This is a genomic window from bacterium, assembly GCA_035691305.1.
GTDB lineage: Bacteria > Sysuimicrobiota > Sysuimicrobiia > Sysuimicrobiales > Segetimicrobiaceae > DASSJF01.
The window spans coordinates 95,330-117,057 of the sequence record DASSJF010000005.1 but is presented as its reverse complement, the minus strand read 5'-3'; the positions used below and the strand labels follow the sequence as shown (position 1 = coordinate 117,057).

Genomic DNA, 21,728 nt, shown 5'->3' with positions numbered 1-21,728 from the left:
GGTAGGTGGGCTGCGCCTGCGGCGGCTGCTGCCACTGGGGCCGCTGATAGGTCGGTTGCGGTTGCGGCTGTGGGCGCTGGTAGGTGGGCTGCGCCTGCGGTTGCTGTTGCCACTGGGGCCGCTGATATGTCGGTTGCGGCTGCGGCTGCGGGCGCGGGTAGGTGGGCTGCGCCTGCGGCGGCTGCTGCCACTGGGGCCGCTGATACGTCGGTTGCGGTTGCGGGTGCTGGTAGGTGGGCTGCGCCTGCGGTTGCTGTTGCCACTGGGGCCGCTGATACGTCGGTTGCGGCTGCGGCGCCGGGGCCGGACGCTGAAATACCGGCTGGGACTGCGGCTGCCACTGCGGCCGTTGGTAGGTCGCCGGCATCGAACGATGCGGCGCCGACCATGCGTTGGGCCGCGAAGTCACCGTCCGCTGCCACTGCTGCATCTGGTATCGAGGCGCGTCCCAGTGCGAATCGCCCACTGCGACCGGCGCCTGTGTGTAGATGTTGACGTACGTGCCGCTGTAGTAGCGGTAGGTCGGGTGATAGTAGTACGACCGGTACGGCCCGTAATAGGGGTACCGGCGGTACGCTCCGTCGTAATCTCGGACGGCGAGGTACTGGTAGTTATTCACCGCCACGATCCCGAGGACCGTGCCGACGATCGGCGTCGCGACGTAGATGATCGGCGGGGATGCAGGATACCAGCCGGTGTACGGTCGGTACGACGCGCTGTAGTAGTGATGGTAGTACGCGCCGTAGTACGGATAGCGGTAGTAGGCGGCGCTGTCGTGCGCGAGCAGATAGAGCAGCCCGCCGACCAGGATGGTGCCGAGCACCGCGCCGACGATCGGCATCGGTGCGACCGCGGTCTGGGTCGCCGCCAGGACCGGGACGGGGCCGGTCACGTCGATCTGGGTGGCGACGAACTCGTTGTCGTACGGAACGACCCAGGCGTCCACGGGCGCGCCGACGTATCCATTGAGCGAGCAGAAGTCCACGCTTGACGATTCCACCGCGACCGCCGTCGAATCGGAGGCGTAGACGGTTTCTGTGTTGCCCAAAGCGTCGAGCGTCGTCACCGCGCCGTTCTGGCAGTCGACGGTCTCGAGCGTTCCTTGGATTTCCGCGGCGGTTTGTGCGTGGCCGACGCCGTTGAGCCCAAGAAGTGAGACGAACACGGCGATCACGACGGCAATAGCGCTTCGCACGGCTCAACCCTCCTCAGCCTGCTTGCCTGCCCTCACGATACCGCCGGCTCGTGAACGCGGTGTGGGAAAGCGGTGCGGAAACCATGCGGACTTTGTGAACGGCCCTTCGGAGTTGTGAAGCCCCGGCCGGGGATGATCCGGCGCGTCGCCCGTTGAACGAATTCGCGTGCCCGAACTGCCGGACGTCGAATCGGCCGCGCGCTACCTCCGCCGGCGCATCCGCGGCCGGCGTGTGTCGCGCGTCGCCGTCCGTGATCCGTCCGTCGTGCGCTCCCCCGCACCGCGCACGTTCGCGCGCACGCTCCGTGGCCGCCGGGTCCTGACGGTCGGTCGCCGGGGCAAGTACTTGATCTTTCCGCTGAGCGGCGCGTTCGTCATGGTGGGGCACTTGCGCATGACCGGAGATTTCGTCGTTGTGCCGAGGCGCGCGGTCTTTCGTCCGCAGACGCGGCTCGTCGTCGGCTTTGGACCGGACGACATGCGGTTCGTGGACCAGCGGCGGTTCGGCCACGTGGATCTCGTCCGCGTGGGTCACCTGGCGAAGGTTCCCGGACTGCGCGCGCTCGGCGTGGAGCCGTTGACCGCGGCGTTCTCGCCGGACCGCCTGCGCGCCCTGATCGCTGGCCGGCGCGCAACGCTCAAGGCGTTCTTGCTGCGTCAGGACTTGATCGCCGGCATCGGCAACATCTACGCCGACGAGATTCTATTTCAGGCGCGCCTGCACCCCGCGCGGATGCTGCGCACGCTGCGCCCGCCTCAGATTCGCGCCCTCCATCGCTCGATTCGCGCGGCGCTCCGCCGGGGGATCGCGGCGCTCTCGCGCCGCGGCGCGCCGGCCGGCGATCTTGTCGAAGCCCGAAGGCGGGGAGGGACCTGCCCCCGCTGCGGCGGTCTCCTGCGAACCGCGAAGATCGGCGGGCGGACGGCCTACTTCTGTCCGCGCTGCCAGCGCTGAGCGCCGGCGGGCGAGAGAGAGGGGCGGCCGCTCGGGCCGCCCCTCAATTTGTCCCAAGGACCGCTCGGCCCGTCTAGTGCCCGTGGAACAGATTCAGCGCCGATCCCTTCCGGAACCACTCCAGCTGCGAGGTGCTGTACGAGTGGTTGAGCCAGAGCGTCTCGGTCGTACCGTCGGCGTGACGGATCCGGCACTCCACCGGCTTGCCCGCCGCCATGGCCTCCAGACCGACCAGGCTCACGCGATCGTCCTCGCGGAAACGGTCGTAGTCGCCCGGCTCGGCCAGCGTGAGGGCCAGTACGCCCTGCTTCTTGAGGTTCGACTCATGAATGCGCGCGAAGGTGCGTGCGATCACGGCCGCGGCCCCCAAAAGGCGCGGCGACAGCGCCGCGTGCTCGCGGCTGCTACCCTCGCCGTAGTTGGAGTCGCCGATCACGACCCAGCGGAGCCCGCGCGCATTGTAGTCGCGCGCCACCGCGGAGACCGGCTGGCCGGCCTCCGCGGTGATGAGGTTGCGGACTTTGCCCGCCTCACCGGTGAAGGCGTTGATCGCGCCTGAGAACACGTTGTCGCTGAACTTGTCGAGATGGCCCCGGTAGCGCAGCCACGGGCCGGCCGGGGAGATGGCGTCGGTCGTGGTCTTGCCCTTCGCCTTTAATAGAATAGGCATGTCCGCAAAATCTTTCCCGTCCCACGCCGGCCAGGGTTCCATGAGCTGCAGGCGTTCGCTCTTCGGGTCGACCTTCAGCTCCACCGGGCTGCCATCGGCGGGCGGCGCCACGTAGGTGATGCGGCCGGGGTCGAAAGGCGTGGACGGCACCTCGGGCGCCGGGGCCGGGGCGCGCAGCCGGAAGGGCTTCCCGTCCGCGCCGGTCAGGGTGTCCGTGAGAGGATTGAACGACAGCCGGCCGGCGAGCGCGAACGCCGTGACCAGCTCCGGACTGCCGATGAAATTCATCGTCGTGGGTTGCCCGTCGTTGCGGCGGGGGAAGTTGCGATTATAGGAGGTCACGATCGTGTTCGGGACCGTCGCTTCCGCGCTGGCCCGCCGCCACTGTCCGATGCACGGGCCGCAGGCGTTCGCGAGGACCGTTGCCTTGATCTCGGTCAGTGAATGCATCTGGCCGTCGCGCTCGATCGTCGCCCGGACCTGTTCGGAGCCGGGCGTCACGAGGAACGGTACGGCCGCTTTGAGTCCGTGCGCGCGCGCCTGCTCCGCCACGTCGGCCGCGCGGCTCATGTCCTCGTAGGACGAGTTCGTGCAGCTGCCGATGAGCGCCGCGGAGATCTTGTCGAGGAACTCGTTCTTGGTGTCCCGGACTTCGGCGGCGAGCTTGGAGACCGGCCGCGCCCGATCCGGCGAGTGCGGTCCGACGACGTAGGGCTCGAGCGCCGACAGGTCGAGCCGGACCACCCGGTCGTAGTAGCGCTCGGGGTCGGCTTCCACTTCCGTGTCCGGTGCCAGCAGATGCTGATGCGTGCGGGCGGGGTCGACGAGCTCCGCGCGGCCGGTGGCCCGCAGATACGTCGCCATCCGCTCGTCGTACGGAAACATCGACGTCGTCGCGCCGAGCTCCGCTCCCATGTTTGTGATCGTGGCCTTGCCGGTCGCGCTGATCGTGCGCGCGCCGGGGCCGATGTACTCGACGATCGCGTTGGTACCGCCCGCGACGGTGAGCTGGCCCGCGACGTAGAGGATCACGTCCTTCGGCGCCGTCCAGCCGCTCATTTCACCGGTCAGGTAGACGGCGATGTGCTTCGGGTAGAGTACCTCCCACGGCAGGCCGGCCATCACCTCGACGGCGTCCGCGCCGCCCACACCCACCGCGCAGGCGCCAAGCCCGCCGGCGTTCGGAGTGTGCGAGTCGGTGCCGATGATCAGCTCGCCGGGAAACGAGTAGTGTTCGAGAACGACTTGGTGGATGATGCCGGCGCCCGGCCCCCAGAACCCCGCACCGTACTTCGCCGCCGCGGACCGGAGAAAGTCGTAGACCTCCGAGTTTTCAGCGATGGAGGCCTGGAGATCCGCCCGGCCTTCGACCCGGGCCTGAATCAGATGGTCGCAGTGGATCGTGGTCGGCACGGCCACGGCGCTGCGGCGTGTCTGCATGAACTGCAGCATCGCCGTCTGCCCCAGTACATCCTGAAGGACGACGCGGTCGGGCCGCAGCAGTAGGTAGCTGTGGCCCGGCCGCATCTCCTGCGAGTCGGGATCGTCGAGATGGCCGAGCAGCACCTTATCCGCCAGCGTGAGCGGCCGGCCGAGGCGGCGCCGGACCACGCCGAGCGTCCGTTCCATGCGTGCGTAGACCGCGGCCGCCATCGCGGCGGTCGACTCGATCGTGACCATGCGGAAAGCCCCCCAGATGGGATCCGAACCCAACAGAGCATAGCACTCTGCGCGCGGGGCGTCACCGCGGCCCCGTTCGCTCGTGTCTCGGCCGCATTCGCGGTCCTGCAGGGAGCCCCGCGTGATCGTCGAACGCGCTCGCCGTGAGCGAGCGCATCATCGCGCACGTCGACATGGACGCGTTCTTCGCGGCGATCGAGGTGCGCGACCGTCCCGAGTATCGCGGCCGGCCGGTCGTCGTCGGCGCCGGCCCGCATGCACGCGGCGTGGTGGCGGCCGCATCGTACGAAGCGCGGCGGTACGGCATTCACTCGGCGATGCCGTCGCGCCGCGCGTTCACGCTGTGTCCGAGCGCCGTTTTCCTCCCACCCGACATGGCGCGCTACCGGGCCGAATCGGCGCGGCTCTTTGATCTGCTCGAGACCTTCACGCCGCAGATCGAACCGATCTCGGTGGACGAAGCCTTTCTCGATCTGACCGGCTGCCCCGTGCCGGCCGCACCGGAGGATGCGCCGCACGGAGCGGCCGAGCAGACGGAGACAGGCGTGCGGTTCGGGCGCGCGATCCGGCGGCGGATCCGGGTGCGGCTCGGGCTGCCCGCGTCGGTCGGTGTCGCGCCGAACAAGTTTCTCGCGAAGGTCGCCTCGGAACTGGCGAAGCCCGACGGCGTGCGCCGGATCCCCGCGAGCGGCGTGCGGGCCGAGCTCGACCCGCTGCCGGTCGGCGTGCTGTGGGGCGTCGGGCCGGAGACGCGCGCGCGGCTCGAGGGCCGGGGCATCACGACGATCGGCGCGCTGCGGCGGACACCGGTCTCCGCGCTGCGGGCGATGCTGGGGTTTCCCGCCGAGCGGCTCGCGGCCCTCAGCCGCGGGGAGGACGACCGCCCCGTCGATCCGGGCGGCGAGGCGAAATCCATCGGCCGCGAAACGACCTTCGACCACGACACGCGCGACCGCGACCTGCTCGCGCGTACACTCCGCGCGGCGTGCGAGGACGTGGCCCACAGCCTGCGCGCCGAGGGCCTCGCGGGCCGCGTCGTCGTGCTCAAGGTGCGCTTCGAACCGTTCGACACCGTGACGCGGCGCCTCACGCTGCCCGCGGCGACGGACCACGGCGGCCGGATCTCGGAAGCGGTCACCGATCTTTGGAAGCGGCTCGGAACGTTGACGCGGCGCGTGCGTCTCGTCGGGGTGTCGGTCAGCGGCCTCGAGCGGCCCGCGGCGGCGCAGACCGATCTCTTCGGTGGGGCCGGCGCGGGGGGCGCGCGGGGGGCGGCCGAGCCGGCGCTCCGTAAGCCGGTGGATCACGTCGTCGATGCGATCAACGAGCGGTTCGGGGAGGGCACCGTCGGACCGGCGCGCGTGCTGGAGCCGGGCGCCGCTACCCCACGGGAGGACCGGAGGGCGCGGCGGCTGCCGCGGCGGCCAGCACCTCGTTCTTGAGCACGCCGATGAACGGCAGGTGGCGGTACCGCTCGCGATAGTCGAGGCCATAGCCGACCAGGAAGCGGTCCGGCACCTCAAAGCCGCGGTACCCGATGTCGAGCGTGTCGAGGATCCGGCGGTACGGCCGGTCGAGCAGCGTGCAGATGCGGAGGCTCGCGGGCGCGCGTGCCTGCAGGAGGCGCAGCAGGTAGCCCGCGGTCAGCCCCGTGTCGATGACGTCCTCGACGAGCACGACGTCGCGCCCGGTGATCTCCACGTCGAGGTCCTTGATCAGCCGCACAACGCCGCTTTGGGCTTTGGCGCCACCGTACGTGGTGATCGCCATGAAGTCGATCTCGACCGGCACGGCGAGCGCGCGCGTCAGGTCCGTGAGGAAGTACACCGCGCCCTTGAGGACCGACACGAGTAGGGGAGCGCGGTCTGCGTAGTCGCGGGAGATCGCCGCGGCGAGTTCGCGCACGCGGCGGGTGATTTGGTCTTCCGTGAACAGAACTTCCTGGATGTCGGCCTGAGGTCCGGTCACCGCGTCTACCGGGGCGCGAGCTGCGGTTCGCCGGCCGGCGCCAGCCCGTACTTCAGAAGCAACTGGCGGTAGTCGCGTCCGTAGAAGATCTTGACGTTGATGTGGGGGTAGAGCTCGCGCAACCGCCGCAGCTTGCGGTTTTTCTTGGTGACGAGGCTCTGCTTCAGCGTCGTCAGCTCGATATAAAGGTTGAGATCCGGGAGATAGAAGTCCGGATTGAAACTTTCGATTGCGCGGCCCCGGGCGTCCCAGCGGAGGGGGAAACTGCGGGGTTCGTATTCCCACCGGACCCCGTAAAAATCCAGTATTCGTGCGAACTCAGCCTCGCTGGCGTGGGCGAACCGCGGGTGCCCTTCGCCGGCGGGCAAACGGCTCCTCACCGAGCCCCGTGGTCCTCCCTGTCTTGGCGAGACCTCCGGCCGCCCTTCGGCGACCTCCTGCCGGCTACGTCGACCTTGAGCGATAGTATAGCCGCCGGTGTAAAATAAGGCAAGGAGAGGGTTTGGGGATCGGCGAACGTGTGTCCAACCCGAAGCATGTCCCTCTTGAGAGGGCCCGGACCGCGGCGTTCGCAAAACGCGAATGCGGCCGGCGGGCCGGGAGGCAGTGTGCGATGACGACACCCCCTGCGGGTGGCCGGCCGGAATCCACGGGATCCGAGCACGACGTTGAGCACTACATGCAACAGCTGCGCAGTGCCGACGTCACGCTTCGCAGTGATGCCGCCCACGCGCTCGGCAAGCTGGCCGACGAACGAGCGGTGCCGGGCCTGGCCGAGGCCCTCCACGATCAGGACGAGTATGTCCGGAAGAGCGCCATCATGGCGCTACGTCGCGTCGGCGGGCAGGCCGCGATGGAGGCGATGCGCCAGGCGCTCGGCGACCGGTCCGAGCAGGTCTGCGTGCAGGCGGTGAAGGGTCTCGGCGAGCTGCGTGACGCCGGCGCCGCGGAGGCGCTCATCAAGGTGCTCTCGCGCCGGGAGCGGTCGCTCGTGACCGCGGCGACGGACGCGCTGATCCGGATCGGGCCCGAGGCCGTCGGTCCGCTCATGGAGGCCTTCAAGGATCGGTACCTGCGGCGGCGGATCGGCGCGCAGGTCTGGCGGATCCTCACCGAGATGGGGCCGCGGAGCACCGACGCGCTGCTCGCGGCCCTCAACGACGAAAACTATTACGTCAAACTGACCGCGCTGACGATCCTCGGGCGCATCGGGGACAAGCGCGTCGTGGCGCCGATCATCAACGTGTTCTTGAGCGACCCGCGGCTCCAGGAGACCGCCGCGGGCACGATCGGCCGGCTGGAGGAACGGGTGGTGATCGCGCTCCCGCCGGGCGACCGCGAGGCGGGTTTGCCGCCCGAGGTCGTCCAGGCGCTGCAGCAGGGCGATCGCGACGCCGTGCTTCAGGCGCTCACCGGCGCCATGGAGAATCCGATCGGCAAAGTGCGGCGCTTCGCGCTCAAGGCGATGTTCGCGCTGCTGGGTGAGGCGTCGTTCGACAGGCTGCTCGGCTATCTCGCCGACGACGATCCCGACGTGAAGCGGCTCGTGGTGCGCCTCCTCGGGAAGTTGCGAGACAAGCGCGTGATCGAGCCGCTGATGGGCCTGCTGCTGAAAGACGGTGGCCAGGTGGAAGAAGCGGTGTGGGACACCCTCAAGGTGCTCACGAACCTGCACGAGTATGAAGAGTTGCGCAAGCGCGTCGCGCGGGAGAAGGCCGGAACTCGTCCGGCCGTGAAGACCTATAAGAAGAAAGATGTCTCTCCGGACTGGTGGCGCGACCAGGACTGACGCGCGGCCCGCGGGCGGCGGGGCTCCGCTTCACGTTCTTCTCACCAACGACGACGGAATCGCGTCGCCCGGGTTGCTCGCGTTGGCCCGGGCGATGAGCCGTGCGGCGTCGACGTTCGTCGTCGCGCCGGAGCACGAGCGCAGCGCCGCGAGCCACGCGATCACCCTCCACAAGCCGCTCCGCGCGACCCGCGTCGCGCTCGCCGGCCTCGACGTGCCGGCCTGGGCGACCAACGGCACGCCGGCCGACTGCGTGGCGCTCGGCATGCTCGAGTTGCTCGCTCAGCCGCCGGACGTCGTCGTCTCGGGCATCAACGTCGGCGCGAACCTCGGCATGGATCTCATCTACTCCGGCACCGTGTCCGGCGCGGTCGAAGGGGCGCTCTTCGGCGTCGCCGCCGTCGCGATGTCGGTCGCCGCGTTCCGCGACCTGTACTGGGAGCCGGCGGCGGACTTTGCGGTGCAGCTGGTCGCGCAGATTGCGCAGCACGGCCTGCCGTCCGATACCTTCCTGAACGTGAACGTCCCGAACCGCCCCGCGCTCGAGATCGGCGGGGTGGAGATCACGCGCCAGAGCACCCGCCGCTTCGCCAGCCGGCTCGAAAAGCGCGCCGATCCGCGCGGCCGCGATTACTACTGGCTGACCGGATCCGCGGAGGATGCGGAGAGCCCCGGGGGCACGGACGCCTGGGCGGTGGCGCAGGGGCGAATTTCGGTCACGCCGCTGCGGCTCAGCATGACCTACGAGGAGCTCGATCCGGTCCTCCGCTCCTGGAGGCTGGCGGTGCCGGGGCGCTGATGGGCATACGGATGCCGTGACCGGGGCGCGGACGTGGTGGCTGGGGGGCAATGGGAACCGGGCGGCGGACGCCGCCGGGGGCCCGATGGTCCGCTTCGCCTCGGTGCGCAAGACGTATCCGAACGGCGTCGAGGCGCTGCGCGATGTTTCGTTCGAGGTCGCACCGGGCGAATTCGTCTTCATCGTCGGGCCGACGGGGGTCGGCAAATCCACGCTGCTCAAGATGATCTACCGCGAGGAGCTACCGACCCGCGGGACGGTTCACGTCGGGGGCCGCGAAGTCACGCGGATGCCGGCGCGCGAGATCCCGTACCTGCGCCGGCGTGTCGGCGTCGTCTTTCAGGACTTCAGGCTGCTGCCGCGCAAGTCTGCCTGGGAAAACGTCGCGTTTGCGCTGGAGGTCACCGGCAGCGCGCCGCCCCACGCCGGCCGCCGGGTGACGGAACTCTTGGAACAGGTGGGGCTCGCCGCGCGGCCCGACGCGCTGCCGCGGGAGCTGTCCGCCGGCGAGCAGCAGCGCGTCAGCATCGCGCGCGCGCTCGTGCACCGGCCGCGCCTCCTGCTCGCGGATGAGCCGACCGGCAACCTCGATCCCGCCACCTCCTGGGAGATCGTGCAGTTGCTGCAGCGCATCAGCGCAGAGGGCACGACCGTGATCGTGACGACCCACGACCAGACGATCGTCGACCGCCTCCGGCGCCGGGTTATCGCCGTCGACCACGGCGCGATCGTTCGCGACGACGCCGAGGGTGCCTACGCCGGCCGTGGGGACTAGCCGGCGGAACGCGCCGGCCTCGCCCCGCGGGAGCGGGACCGGCCGCCGGCATGCTAAGGCGCCGCGGTCGGTGCGCCCGCTCGGCCTCCGCTATGCTCTCGCCGAGGGCGCCCAGGGCTTCTTCCGCAACGGGCTGATGAGCCTCGCGTCGGTCGTGATCACCGCGGTGACGCTCGTCGCGCTGGGAGGTGCGCTCGCGGTCGCGGGCGCGCTCAACCACGTGGCCGCCTCGCTCGAGCAGCAGCTCCAGGTCGTCGCGTACTTCCGCGTCGGGGTCACCACGGAGGAGGTCGCCGCGGCGCGCGGGCAGTTGGCGCGCGTTCCCGGCGTCGCGGGCATCGAGTACGTGTCCCCGGAGGCGGCACTGCGGCGCCTCGAGGCCCAGATTGGACCGCGGGCAAAGTTCCGGGATCTGCTCCAGCACAATCCGCTGCCGGGGTCCCTCGTCGTGACCGCGACGGCGAGCGACCAACTGCCGGTGATCGCGGCGGCGGCGCGGGATCTCCCCGGGGTCGAAGAGGTGCGCGACGGAGGCGAGGTGCTCGACCGGCTGCTCCGCGTGACCCGCGCCGTGCGCGTCGGCGGGACCGCGGCCGGCGTTCTGCTCGCGTGCGTGGCGCTCGTCGTGATCGCCGCGACGGTCCGGCTCACGGTGTTCGCGCGGCGCGCGGAGATCGAGGTGATGCGGCTCGTCGGCGCGACCGCGTGGTTCATCCGGTGGCCCTTCGTCGTCGAGGGCGCCGTGACGGGCGCGTGCGGCGCGGTGGCCGCCGCGGCCGCGGTGGCGGGAGGCTACGCGCTGATCGCCGGCGGCGCGACGCGGGCGCTGCCGTTCGTGCCCCTGCCGGGGGCGGGGGAGGTCGCGTTTGATGTCGTCTGGAAACTGCTCGTGTGGGGAGTAGTCATCGGCGTGACGGCGAGCCTGTTGGCCGTGCGCCGGTATGTACGCGTCTGAGAGTAGGAGGGGAGAGATTATGGCCAAAGCAGTGATGACGGCGCCGCGTGAAGACGCCTGGCAAGTCGCGCTCCGGCAGTTTCAGATCGCCGCGGACATGCTCGGCCTCAAGCGCGGCGTGCGGGAACTGCTCGCGCAGCCGAAGCGGGAATTGACCGTCAACTTTCCGGTCAAACTGGAGGACGGCTCCGTCCGGGTCTTCACGGGCTACCGCGTGCACCACACGACGGTCCCCGGACCCACGAAGGGCGGCATCCGCTACCATCCTGACGTGACGCTCAACGAGGTGCGGGCGCTCGCGATGTGGATGACGTGGAAATGCGCGGTCGTCGGGCTGCCCTACGGCGGCGCGAAGGGCGGCGTGATCTGCAATCCCAAGGAGTTGTCGCTGCAGGAGCTCGAGCATCTGACCCGGCGGTACGCTACCGAGATCTCGATGCTGATCGGGCCGGAGAGCGATATCCCCGCGCCCGACGTCGGCACCACGCCGCGCATCATGGCGTGGATCATGGACACCTACAGCATGCACCGCGGATACTCGGTCCCCGCGGTCGTGACCGGCAAGCCGCTCTCGATCGGCGGCTCGCAGGGCCGCGTCGAGGCAACGGGGCGCGGTTGCATGATCACCGCCCGCGAGGCGGCGAAGCACCTCGGGATGCCGCTGGCCGGCGCGCGCGTCGTCGTCCAGGGCTACGGCAACGTCGGCAGCATCGCGGCGATGCTGCTCCAGGAACAGGGCTGCAAGGTCGTCGCGGCCAGCGACAGCGGCGGCGGCGTCTACAACCCGAAGGGCATCGACCCGGCCGACCTGCTGCGCCACAAGGAGCATACCGGCAGCGTGACCGGCTACCGGGGCACGGACGCGATCACCAACGACGATCTCCTCGAGCTGCCGTGCGAAATTCTCGTGCCGAGCGCGCTGGAAGGCCAGATCACGAAGGACAACGCCGATCGGATCAAGGCCCGCATGGTCGTCGAGGGCGCAAACGGCCCCACCACGCCGGAGGCCGACGAGGTGCTGCGCGGCAAAAAAGTCTTCGTCGTCCCCGACATTCTGGCCAACGCGGGCGGCGTCGTCGTCTCCTACTTCGAGTGGGTCCAGGATCTGCAGTCGTTCTTCTGGACCGAAGAGGAGATCAACGAGCGGCTCGAGCGGATCATGGTGCGCAGCTTCCGCGAAGTGCTCGAGACGTCGCAGGAAAAGCAGGTCCACATGCGCACCGGCGCGCTGGTGCGCGCGGTGAGCCGCCTGAACGACGCGCTGTTGACGCGAGGAATTTACCCTTAGCGTTCCTTCGGTCGGCTTTTCTCGGGCTGTCCAGGTGGCGGCGGCCGCGCGACGCGCCGCGGCGACACCCACTTCTGCGGCGGGCGGCCCGCCGCTTCATCGCGGGCGAGCGCCTCGTCGAGGTGCTCGTCCTGCTTTGAGTTCCAGGAGGTTGCCCGACACGATGCGAATCGTACGGGCGTCCCTTTGCTCTGGGGGGGAAGCGACAGGGGAGGTGGGATCGTGAAACGGATTATCGCACTTGGCGCGATTCTGGCGGTTCTTGGATTCACCGCCGGCGCGGGCGGCCCGAGCGCCGGCGCGGCGACCCGGACGGTCAAGATCGGCGTGGATCTGCCGATGTCGGGCGGCGAGGCGCCGAACGGCGTGCCGACCAACAACGGCGTGCTGCTCGCGATCGACGAGGCCAACAAGGCCGGCGGGATGTACACGTTCCAAGAGGTGCTGAAGGACGACGCGGTCAACGGCGTCCACGATCCCGCGCAGGGCGCGAAGAACGTGCAGGAGCTCGTCGCCGACGCCGAGGTGATGGGCATCGTCGGCAACTTCAACAGCAACGTCGGCAAAGCGTCGATCCCGATCAGCAACGCGGCGGGCGTCGTCCAGATCACCCCGTCGCAGACGAACCCGTCGCTCACGAAGGGGGCGGACGCGAAGGCTCTGCGGGCGAAGGCGAACAACTACTTCCGGATCTGCGCGACGGATGACCTGCAGGGGCCCGTGGCCGCGGACTACGCGTTCAAGGCCCTGAAGGCACGCAAGATGGCGATTCTCGACGACACGGAAACCTACGGCAAGGGCATCGCCGACGAGGTTGAGAAGGAGTTCAAGCGGCTCGGCGGCACCGTGCTGAGCCACGACGGCATCCCGAAGGGCACTCAGGACTTCCACGCCATCCTGACCAAGATCAAGGCCGAGAACCCCGACATCCTGTTCTTCGGCGGCGTCACCACGACGGGCGGCGGGCTGATCCGCAAGCAGATGGCCGACGTCGGGCTCAAGGCCGCCTATGAGGGCGGGGACGGCATCGTCGAGGATGAGTTCCTCAAGGTCGCCGGCGACGCGGCGGACGGATCGTACGGCACGGTCGCGGCGATCGACGCGACGAAGATCGCGTCGGCGAAGGCCTTCCTCGCGGCGTACAAGGCGAAGTTCAACGACGATCCGGGCGCGTACAGCGCGAGCGCCTATGTCGCCGCGAAGATCCTCATCGACGCGGTGAAGGCGGTCGGGCCGGACCGCGCGAAGGTCCGCGCGTGGGTGGCCGCGCTGAAGGGTTACAAGAGCATTCTCGGCACCTTCGGGTTCGACGCCAACGGCGACACCACGAACCGCGTCATCAGCGTCTACGTCGTCAAGAACGGCAAATGGGTCTGGGCCGACCAGGAGATCGCGCAGTAGCCGCGCGGCCGCGCGGATAGGCATCGCGAGACGGGGCGGGGGCGGATCGCCGATCCGCCCCCCGACCCGCCTGCCGTGAACTGGGTTCTCTTCAGCCAGCAGCTCATCAACAGCCTGTCGCTGGGGGCGATCTACGCCGTCGTCGCCCTCGGCTACACCATGGTCTACGGCATCATCGAGCTCATCAATTTCGCCCACGGGGACGTGTACACCGCCGGCTCGTTCGTCGCCCTCACGGTGCTGGTGCTCATGGGCGCGACGCACCGCATGGCGGGGCTGGCGCTCGCCTTCGCGCTGACCGTGGTGTTTGTCGTGACCATGTTTGTGATGGGCGCCACGGGCGTGATCATCGAACGCTTCGCGTACCGGCCGCTCCGCGGGCGGCAGCGTCTGGCCCCGCTCCTGACGGCGATCGGGGTCTCGTTCAGCCTGGAGAACATTCTCCAGCTCTGGAAGGGTCCGTCGCCGGTGCCGATCCCGCAGATCATCCCCAACCCGTTCTTCGAGCTCGGCCCGGTCAGCGTGGGACAGATGCAGCTCGTCGTCATCTTCTCGTCGCTCGTGATGATGATCGCGCTCAGCCTGTTTGTGAACCGCACCAAGCTCGGCCGGGCGATGCGGGCGACGGCGCAGGACTGGGTAGCCGCAGAGATCATGGGCATCGACATCAACAAGACGATCGCGCTCACGTTCTTCATCGGCTCCTTGCTCGCCGGCGCGGCGGGCGTCATCACGGGCTTCTACTACGGCAACGCCTGGTTCGTCAACGGCTTTCGGGCCGGGCTGATCGCGTTTACGGCCGCGGTGCTCGGCGGCATCGGCAACACGACCGGCGCCGCGCTCGGGGGTTTTCTGATCGGGTTCATCGAGGTCATGACCGCGCAGTACGTCGGGTTCCAGTGGGCCGAGGTGACGATCTTCTCCGTTCTCATCCTGGTGCTGATCTTCCGGCCGACCGGCCTGCTCGGCCAGCAGCTGCCGGAGCGCACCTGAGCGTGATGGGGGGGCCGGGGCTCCTGGCGCGCGCCGGCCGCTACCGGATCGCCCTCGGGGTACTGGTCCTCTTCGTCCTGTATCCGCTCCTCGATCGCAATCCGGCCCACGTCAACGCCGCCGCCGACGCCGCCGTCTTCGTGCTACTGGCGCTCGGTCTGAACATCGTCGTCGGCTTCGCCGGGCTGCTCGACCTCGGCTACGCGGCCTTCTTCGCGATCGGCTCGTACACGTACGCGCTCGCGGCCTCGCCCTTCTACAACGTGCACATCCCGTTCTGGCCGATGCTGTTCCTCGGGGCGATCATCGCCGGGGTGTCCGGGGCGCTGCTCGGGGCGCCGACGCTGCGGCTGCGCGGAGACTACCTCGCGATCGTCACGCTGGGGTTCGGGGAGATCGTGCCGACCGTCTTTCTGAACCTGCCCAAGTACACGGGCGGTACGAACGGCGTGGTCGGGATCGACAAGCCGGTGCTGTGGGGCTACGGCAGCTTCGGGTTCAATCCGGTGCCGTACTACTACACGCTGATCGCGATCATCGTCTTCTCCGTGATCGCCGTCCTGCGCCTCCGGGATTCCCGCCTCGGCCGCGCCTGGCTGGCGGTGCGGGAGGACGAGATTGCCGCGGCCTCGATGGGCATCAACCTGACGACGACGAAACTGCTCGCGTTCTCGTTCGGGGCGTTCTTTTCCGGGTTCGGCGGCGCGCTGTACGTGGCCAAGCTCGGCGTCGTCAGTCCCGAGCAGTTCAACTTCACCGTGTCGTTCACGATCCTGGCGATGGTGGTGCTCGGCGGGATGGGCAGCGTCTTCGGCGTGATCGCCGGCGCCGGTATTCTGTACGAGTTTCAGACGCTGTTTCTGAACGACCTCACGCAGTGGGCGCACACGCTCGGCGCGGCGTGGCGGGTCGCGTTCCTGACGACGGTGAACTTCGTCGACCTCAAGTTTCTGCTGTACGGCCTCGGCTTGATTCTCTTGATGCTGCTGCGCCCGGAAGGGCTGTTCCCCGAGCGGCGGACCAAGGCGATCATCACCGAGCGCGTGGCGGCGGAGATTCCGCCGGAAGACGTCTCGGCCGCCGCGGGCGCGACCGGCGCGGCGGAGGCGCCTCCGGAGGGCGGCTCATGAGCGAGCTGCTGCTCGACGCCCGGGGCGTCACGAAGGCCTTTGGCGGCCTCACCGCCGTGAACAACGTGGACTTCACGGTCCCGGCGGAGAGCGTCGTCGCCCTGATCGGGCCGAACGGCGCCGGGAAGACGACCTTCTTCAACGTGGTCGCCGGACTGTACCACCCCACCGCCGGCCGGATCACGTTCGGCGGTGAGGACATCACCGGCCGCCGGCCGCACGAGATCGCGCGCCGCGGCATCGCCCGGACCTTCCAGAGCATCCGCATCTTCGCCAACATGACGTCGCTGGAAAACGTGCTGATCGGCCGGCACGCGCATCTGACCGCCGATCCGGTGCGAATCGTCCTGGGGACCCGGGCGATCGCGCGGGAGGAGGCGCAGGCACACCAGAACGCGCGCGAGTTGCTCACGTTCGTCGGCCTGCGCGGGCGCGACGACGAGATGGCCAAGAACCTGGCCTACGGCGACCAGCGGCGCCTCGAGATCGCGCGGGCCCTCGCGCTCGAGCCGCGCCTCCTGCTGCTCGACGAGCCCGCCGCCGGCATGAACCCGGAGGAGGCGCGGCGCCTCATGGAGTTCATCCGCCGGCTGCGCCGTGAGCTCCGCCTGACGGTGCTGCTGATCGAGCACCAGATGCGTGTCGTGATGGGCGTGGCGGAGCGGGTGACGGTGCTCGATCACGGGGAGAAGATCGCCGAGGGCACCCCCGACGAGATCCGGCGCGATCCGCGGGTCGTCGAAGCCTACCTCGGCAAGGCGGCGCTGGGGTGACCGCGTGGCCGGCCTGACCGTCGACGGCGTGCACGCGTTCTACGGGCACATTCACGCCCTCCACGGCGTGTCGATCACCGTGGAGGACGGCGAGATCGTGACGCTGATCGGCGCCAACGGCGCCGGGAAGAGCACGACCCTCAAGACGATTGCCGGGTTTCTCCGACCGCATCCCGGACAGATCCTGCTCGAAGCCCGGCCGATTCACGGGCTTCGGCCGCACGAAATCACCAGGCGCGGAGTGTGCCTCGTGCCCGAGGGGCGCCGCATCTTCCCGCGGATGACGGTTGCGGAGAACCTCCAGATGGGAGCCTTCTCGCGCTCCAACGCGAAGGAGATTCACGAGGACCTCGACCGCGTGTGCGGCCTGTTCCCCCGGCTCAAGGAGCGCCTCGCCCAGGTGGCCGGCACACTCTCCGGCGGGGAGCAGCAGATGCTCGCGATCGGCCGGGGGCTCATGGCGCGTCCGAAGATCTTGCTGCTCGACGAGCCTTCGATGGGCCTGGCGCCGGTGCTCGTCGAGCTGATCTTCAGGACGGTCCAAGAGATCAACGCGCAGGGCGTGACGATTCTGCTGGTCGAGCAGAACGCGCTGATGGCCCTGGCCATCGCGAAGCGCGGGTACGTGCTCGAGACGGGACGGATCGTGCTGACGGACCGCGCGGAGCGGCTGCGCGAAAGCGATCTCGTGCGGAAAAGCTACCTCGGTGAATCGCTGGAGTGAGGACCCCGCCCGCCGCCGCGGCGCGGGCGGATCAGTTCGCCGACGCCGGCGCCTTCTCTCGCTCGAGCGGCAGTGCGACCGAGAACGTGCTGCCCGCGCCGGGCCGGCTCGTCGCGGTCAGCCGTCCCCCGTGCGCGTCGACAATGTGCTTGGCGATCGCCAGCCCCAGTCCGCTGCCCCCGGCTTCCCGGCTCCGCGAGCGCTCGACCCGGTAGAACCGGTCGAAGATCCGCGGCAGATCGTCCGGGGGAATGCCCCGGCCCGAGTCCGCGACGGAGACCACCGCGTCGCCGTTGTCCCGGCGGAGGCTGACCCGCACCGTACCGCCCTCGGGCGTGAACTTGATCGCGTTGTCGATCAGGTTGGTGAAGACCTGGAGGAGGCGGTCGGCGTCCGCCTCCACGATCGCCGGCTCGCCGGCCGAGGTGCGCAGTTCGATGCGCTGCTGCGCGGCCTGCGGCCGGAGGCGGTTCGCCGCCGCCTCGACAAGCGCGTCGAGGCGCACCGGCGCGAGATCCATCGTGTCGGCGTGGGATTCGAGCCGGGAGAGGGCCATCAGGTCGTCGACCAGCGTCATGAGGCGCGTCGCCTCGGCGTCGATGATGGTGAGAAACCGCCGGCAGGCCGCTTCGTCCGCCCACGCGCCGGCGAGCAGCGTCTCGGTGAACCCCTTGATCGATGTCAGCGGGGTACGCAGCTCGTGCGAGATGTTCGCGGTGAGGTCCCGCCGCAGGCGCTCCGCGCGACGGAACTCCGTGACGTCACGGATGACCGCCACCGCGCCGGCCGTCCGACCGCCGGCCGCGCGCAGCGTCGTCGCGTTGAGATGAAACAGCCGCTCGTTGAGCCCGCTGCCGAGCGTAAACTCCTCCGCGGCGTCGACGCCGCGACGGGTCGTGCGATCGAGGGCCCGCCACACCGCGTGGTCGCCGAGGGCCGCCGCCGCCGGCCGGCCGACCTCGTCCGGCCGCAGGCCCAACAGATCCCGCGCCGCGCCGTTGAGGAGCAGGAGGCGTCCCTCGGCGTCGGTGGCCACGACCGCGTCGCTCATCGAGCTCACGATCGCCTCGATCTTGCCGCGCTCGTCGGTGAGGGCGTCGAGTTTCTGCCGCAGCTGCTCCGCCATCCCGTTGAACGACGCGGCGAGGTGGCCGATCTCATCCCGGCTCCGTACGGTCGCCCGGCTGGTCAGGTCCCCCGCCGAAATGCGCTCGGCCGTGAGCGCGAGTTCCTGCACCGGCGCCGAGAGCGCGCGGGCGCGCCACGCGCCGAGCAGCCAGGCCGCCGCGGCGCCGAGCAGCAGTGCCGTGCCGAGGGCGCTCCAGACCCGATTCAGCACGTTTTGGACCCAGAGCTGCGGCACGCTGACCTGGACCACGCCGGTCACCCGGCCGTTTGAAACGAGCGGCGCGGCCGCGAACATGCGCGTCTCGCGCATCACGGGATCGTGGCGGACGTCGACCGGCATCGGTTCTCTACGCAACGCAGCCGCCACTTCGCGCGGGACCGGCCCCGCTTCGGCGGAGGCCCACCGGCTGGTCGCGGGCGGATGTCCCGCCGCGTCCTTCACGCCGATGTAGACCTCGTTCCGCCAGGCGAGCCGGCTCGCGGCGTCATCCAGCGCCGAGAGCGTGAGGTTGGGATTCTCCGCCTCGTAGCGTTCGAGCGCGACCGCGGCCATGCGCGCCTGGCTCAGCACCGCGCGGGCGTACATCTCGGTCTGCAGCTGCACCAGCGCCGGGACAAGGTACGCGGCGACGAGGGCCAGCGAAAACACCACCAGCAGCAGATGGCTCGCGGTGAGCTTCCAGCGGAGGCTGCCGGTCATCCTCCCGACCTGTCTGGGCCTTCGGCCGCCCGGTCTCGGCCGCCTTCGCGGCCTTCCCGCGAGACCTCCGGCGCATTCGCGCCTCCTGCGTCGCGCTTGAGCTTGTAGCCGACGCCGCGGACGGTCACGATGAACGTGGGGGTGTTCGGATCGTCCTCGATCTTCTCGCGGAGCCGGCTGATGTGCATGTCGACGGTGCGCGTACTACCGAAGTACTCATAGCCCCAGATGTGCTCGAGCAAAAAATCCCGGGTGAACACTTGGTTCGGATGGCTCATCAGGAGACGCAGGAGGTCGAACTCCTTGGCCGTCAGGTCGATGACGCGGTCGCCCAGCCTGACCTCGTGCGTGACGGCGTTGAGCGCGAGACGTCCGGCGACGAGCGCCGCCTCCGCGCCGCGAACGTCGTCGCGCCCGGTGCGGCGGAGTATCGCCCGGACGCGCGCGACGAGCTCGCGCGGGCTGAACGGTTTCGTCACGTAGTCGTCGGCCCCGGACTCGAGGCCGAGCACGCGGTCGTGTTCGCCGTCCTTCGCGGTCAGCATCAGAATGGGCACGGACGTCTGGCGCCGCAGGTGCCGGCACACCTCCAGGCCGTCGACGTAGGGCAGCATGAGGTCGAGGATCACGAGGTCCGGCGGGGAGGTGCGCGCCTTTTCGAGCGCGTCGTGGCCGTCGTAGGCGACGTCCACGGCGAACCCCTCCTGGCTGAGGTTGTAGCGCACGAGCTCGACGATGTGCGGCTCGTCGTCCACGACGAGGATCCGTCCGCCGGGTTTCACCCGGCCCGGACTTTCGGGTTGCCAGTCGGACTTGACCGCCATACCGTCTGCCTCCATCCCGACCGCACCGGGAGCCCGTGTCGCTTCTCCGCGCCGGGTCCCTTCCCTCCAACGGCCCGCGGCGCGGCCGTCTGCCTCACATTTTCCGCATCGACGGTTGGGGCACCGTCACGGACGCGTCACGACTGCGTAACGGCGTACGGACGGTTCAGGAGGGGGGGCGGAGGACCGGACAGAAGTGACGGGTCTTGGTGCGTGGACCGTGTTGTCCGCGCCCGCAGTTTTCGCTTGGAGGAGGACCGCCGCTGGACCCGTTCACCTTTCCTCCTGCGTCAGACGCAAAGGCCCCCGAATGGCCCGGGACGCCGATCGGCGCCCGCAACACCATTACACGGACGAAGGGCCGCACCGCGGTCCACGACAAGACCATCGATCGGATCGAGGGCCGGCGCGACGAGTTGGTTTCGTCGGCCGTCGAGCACATCGTGCGGCACGCCGGTAAAGAGCCGCTGACCCTCCAGGATGTCGTGATCCACGGCGTGCGTGTCCGCGCGATCACCAACTCCGCGCATCTCTCGAACTTCTGGCGGACCAACTGGTACAGCCCGGACGAGTGGCGGGCGCAGACACGCCTTGAGCCTCCGGTCAAACCCCAGGTGACGGTGTACGCGCTCGGACGCGTCGCCGACCAGCAGGAGGCGGCCTACTACAGCCGGCGCACGAACACGGTGGTGTTCTTCAACACCTCCTACTACGGGCAACTCAAGTCGTGGGTCCTGGGCGCGGTCGGTCGCGTGCTCGCTGAAGAGTGGGGGATCCACAGCATCCACGGCGCCTGTGTCGAGAAGGGCGGGCGGGGCGTCCTCTACATCGCGCCGACCGGGACCGGGAAGTCCACGTCGTCGTACGGCCTGCAGGCGGTGTACCCCGACACGCGATTCCACTCGGACGACTGGGTGTACGTACGCTACGCGTACGCCACCCGCGGGGGCGACCGTCTCGCGCCGCTCGAAGTGTTGCCGGCGCAGGGCGCGCCGGTGCGCGGTTACCGCGTTTTCCGGTGGCTCGAGGAGCACCGGAACGCGCCCGGGCGGATCCGCGGCCTCGATCTCCGCAACGCGGAGAGGACGGCGCCGCTGGCCGACCTCGACCTCTCGCAGCCGCCCGAAGCGTACGCGTACACGAGCGAGAAGATCTTCTACCTGCGCACCAACCTCGTCGGCAACTTTCCCATCTCCGCGCACGAGATGTTGCGGTCGCCGCTCGAGAACGTGCCGGACGTGACCGCGACGTTTCTGGACGACCACGCGGCGGAGCTCGACGCGCTCGTCGACGACATCCTGGCCGTGACCGGCGGGGAAGATCAGTACGCCCGGGAGGCCGCGGCCCACCTCGGCGCGATGCCGCGCGAGGAGCTCAAGCGCCTGCTGGCCCGCATGATCGCGTTCGACAACAGCCGCACGATGCTTGACATCACGCGCATTCTGCCGGCATCGCGCGTCGTCACGAACCCGATGGAGCCGACGCCGCTCTCCAGCGTGATCTTGCTCAAGCGGAATCCGAGCGACAAGACGGTCCTCGAGACGCTGTCGCTCGGAGCGTTCATGGGCCGTCTGCTGCTCGGGGAGACGCCGGACCGAAAGCGCGAGATCGCCTACAACGCCTACCGTGCCGTCGACGACGAGACGGAGAAGGCCGTCATCGCCCGCGTCGAGGCGGAGGCGGCCAAGGACGGCGGCACGCCGGAGGCGCTTTACGCCGCGTTCCAGCGGCAGCACGGCCTGCCGGAGACGCTCGCCGAGGAGTTCGATCTGTTCCGGGTGCTGCATCAGGCCAGCCGGTGCTACGATCTCAATACGATTCTCGCGAATGATCCAAAGATCGCGGGCCTCAAAGAGGCGGTCGCCCGCACGATGGACCTCATCGGGTATGCGGTCGCGGCCCGCACGGGATCGATCCACCTGACCCTGGATGGGTATCGCGACGCGGTCGCCGCGGCGCGTGTCTCGACCTGACCCGGCGC

At 69.4% G+C, this 21,728-nt stretch carries 19 protein-coding genes; 13 read left to right on the top strand and 6 right to left on the bottom strand.

Going from position 1 to position 21,728, the window contains the following annotated elements; genetic code table 11:
• The coding region (locus tag VFL28_01085) for a hypothetical protein (protein HET7263233.1) at positions 1-1,195 on the bottom strand (1,195 nt) is incomplete at its 3' end.
• Positions 1,196-1,361: 166 nt separating this feature from the next.
• On the opposite strand from VFL28_01085, the gene mutM reads away from it, so the two are divergent.
• On the top strand, positions 1,362-2,150 hold the full coding sequence (gene mutM, locus VFL28_01080; protein HET7263232.1) for a bifunctional DNA-formamidopyrimidine glycosylase/DNA-(apurinic or apyrimidinic site) lyase: 789 nt from the start codon (positions 1,362-1,364) through the stop codon (positions 2,148-2,150).
• Between the two features lie 73 nt (positions 2,151-2,223).
• Here mutM and VFL28_01075 read toward each other — a convergent pair whose 3' ends face one another.
• Positions 2,224-4,473, bottom strand: coding sequence for an aconitate hydratase (locus tag VFL28_01075; GenBank protein HET7263231.1), 2,250 nt, complete (start codon positions 4,471-4,473; stop codon positions 2,224-2,226).
• Positions 4,474-4,643: 170 nt separating this feature from the next.
• On the opposite strand from VFL28_01075, the gene dinB reads away from it, so the two are divergent.
• Positions 4,644-5,942, top strand: coding sequence for a DNA polymerase IV (gene dinB, locus VFL28_01070; GenBank protein HET7263230.1), 1,299 nt, complete (start codon positions 4,644-4,646; stop codon positions 5,940-5,942).
• On the opposite strand, the gene hpt is transcribed toward dinB, so the two are convergent.
• Together hpt and VFL28_01060 are read right to left on the bottom strand one after the other, a co-directional pair.
• Positions 5,881-6,468 (bottom strand): hypoxanthine phosphoribosyltransferase, encoded by a 588-nt coding sequence (gene hpt / locus VFL28_01065; GenBank protein HET7263229.1) that lies wholly within the window; start codon positions 6,466-6,468, stop codon positions 5,881-5,883. The genes dinB and hpt overlap by 62 nt on opposite strands.
• 5 nt (positions 6,469-6,473) lie before the next feature.
• A complete protein-coding gene (locus VFL28_01060; protein HET7263228.1) occupies positions 6,474-6,848 on the bottom strand; it encodes a hypothetical protein in 375 nt (124 codons plus the stop codon).
• Positions 6,849-7,081: 233 nt separating this feature from the next.
• Here VFL28_01060 and VFL28_01055 point away from each other — a divergent pair, with 233 nt between their 5' ends.
• The 10 genes from VFL28_01055 (at position 7,082) to VFL28_01010 (ending at position 17,095) form a co-directional block, all read left to right on the top strand.
• On the top strand, positions 7,082-8,257 hold the full coding sequence (locus VFL28_01055) for a HEAT repeat domain-containing protein (protein HET7263227.1): 1,176 nt from the start codon (positions 7,082-7,084) through the stop codon (positions 8,255-8,257).
• Complete coding sequence (gene surE, locus VFL28_01050) at positions 8,223-9,056, top strand: 5'/3'-nucleotidase SurE (GenBank protein ID HET7263226.1); 834 nt, start codon at positions 8,223-8,225, stop codon at positions 9,054-9,056. The genes VFL28_01055 and surE overlap by 35 nt, the downstream gene beginning before the upstream one ends.
• 85 nt (positions 9,057-9,141) lie before the next feature.
• Positions 9,142-9,831 (top strand): cell division ATP-binding protein FtsE, encoded by a 690-nt coding sequence (gene ftsE, locus VFL28_01045; protein ID HET7263225.1) that lies wholly within the window; start codon positions 9,142-9,144, stop codon positions 9,829-9,831.
• Positions 9,832-9,901: 70 nt separating this feature from the next.
• Complete coding sequence (gene ftsX / locus VFL28_01040; protein HET7263224.1) at positions 9,902-10,786, top strand: permease-like cell division protein FtsX; 885 nt, start codon at positions 9,902-9,904, stop codon at positions 10,784-10,786.
• A 34-nt stretch (positions 10,787-10,820) separates the two neighbouring features.
• Positions 10,821-12,074, top strand: a complete 1,254-nt coding sequence (locus VFL28_01035) for a Glu/Leu/Phe/Val dehydrogenase (GenBank protein HET7263223.1) — start codon at positions 10,821-10,823, stop codon at positions 12,072-12,074.
• 222 nt (positions 12,075-12,296) lie between these two features.
• Complete coding sequence (locus VFL28_01030; protein ID HET7263222.1) at positions 12,297-13,475, top strand: branched-chain amino acid ABC transporter substrate-binding protein; 1,179 nt, start codon at positions 12,297-12,299, stop codon at positions 13,473-13,475.
• Positions 13,476-13,550: 75 nt separating this feature from the next.
• Positions 13,551-14,468, top strand: a complete 918-nt coding sequence (locus tag VFL28_01025; GenBank protein HET7263221.1) for a branched-chain amino acid ABC transporter permease — start codon at positions 13,551-13,553, stop codon at positions 14,466-14,468.
• Between the two features lie 5 nt (positions 14,469-14,473).
• On the top strand, positions 14,474-15,598 hold the full coding sequence (locus VFL28_01020) for a branched-chain amino acid ABC transporter permease (GenBank protein HET7263220.1): 1,125 nt from the start codon (positions 14,474-14,476) through the stop codon (positions 15,596-15,598).
• Positions 15,595-16,371, top strand: a complete 777-nt coding sequence (locus VFL28_01015; protein ID HET7263219.1) for an ABC transporter ATP-binding protein — start codon at positions 15,595-15,597, stop codon at positions 16,369-16,371. The genes VFL28_01020 and VFL28_01015 overlap by 4 nt, the downstream gene beginning before the upstream one ends.
• Before the next feature lie 4 nt (positions 16,372-16,375).
• Complete coding sequence (locus VFL28_01010) at positions 16,376-17,095, top strand: ABC transporter ATP-binding protein (protein HET7263218.1); 720 nt, start codon at positions 16,376-16,378, stop codon at positions 17,093-17,095.
• 31 nt (positions 17,096-17,126) lie between these two features.
• On the opposite strand, the gene VFL28_01005 is transcribed toward VFL28_01010, so the two are convergent.
• Positions 17,127-18,923: an ATP-binding protein gene (locus VFL28_01005; protein ID HET7263217.1), complete on the bottom strand. Its 1,797-nt coding sequence runs from the start codon at positions 18,921-18,923 to the stop codon at positions 17,127-17,129.
• Positions 18,920-19,747 (bottom strand): response regulator transcription factor, encoded by an 828-nt coding sequence (locus VFL28_01000; protein ID HET7263216.1) that lies wholly within the window; start codon positions 19,745-19,747, stop codon positions 18,920-18,922. Before VFL28_01000 ends, VFL28_01005 begins: the two co-directional genes overlap by 4 nt.
• A 206-nt stretch (positions 19,748-19,953) precedes the next feature.
• Between VFL28_01000 and VFL28_00995 the strand changes: the two genes are divergently transcribed.
• On the top strand, positions 19,954-21,720 hold the full coding sequence (locus tag VFL28_00995; protein HET7263215.1) for a hypothetical protein: 1,767 nt from the start codon (positions 19,954-19,956) through the stop codon (positions 21,718-21,720).
• Positions 21,721-21,728: the final 8 nt, after the last annotated feature.

Bases quoted from the DNA above. Each gene is read 5' to 3' on its own strand.
- VFL28_01075 (HET7263231.1), bottom strand. From the start codon at position 4,473: ATGGCGGCCGCGGTCTACGCACGCATGGAACGGACGCTCGGCGTGGTC.
- VFL28_01055 (HET7263227.1), top strand. From the start codon at position 7,082: ATGACGACACCCCCTGCGGGTGGCCGGCCGGAATCCACGGGATCCGAG.
- surE (HET7263226.1), top strand. From the start codon at position 8,223: ATGTCTCTCCGGACTGGTGGCGCGACCAGGACTGACGCGCGGCCCGCG.
- ftsE (HET7263225.1), top strand. From the start codon at position 9,142: ATGGTCCGCTTCGCCTCGGTGCGCAAGACGTATCCGAACGGCGTCGAG.
- VFL28_01035 (HET7263223.1), top strand. From the start codon at position 10,821: ATGACGGCGCCGCGTGAAGACGCCTGGCAAGTCGCGCTCCGGCAGTTT.
- VFL28_01020 (HET7263220.1), top strand. From the start codon at position 14,474: ATGGGGGGGCCGGGGCTCCTGGCGCGCGCCGGCCGCTACCGGATCGCC.
- VFL28_01015 (HET7263219.1), top strand. From the start codon at position 15,595: ATGAGCGAGCTGCTGCTCGACGCCCGGGGCGTCACGAAGGCCTTTGGC.
- VFL28_01005 (HET7263217.1), bottom strand. From the start codon at position 18,923: ATGACCGGCAGCCTCCGCTGGAAGCTCACCGCGAGCCATCTGCTGCTG.
- VFL28_01000 (HET7263216.1), bottom strand. From the start codon at position 19,747: ATGGCGGTCAAGTCCGACTGGCAACCCGAAAGTCCGGGCCGGGTGAAA.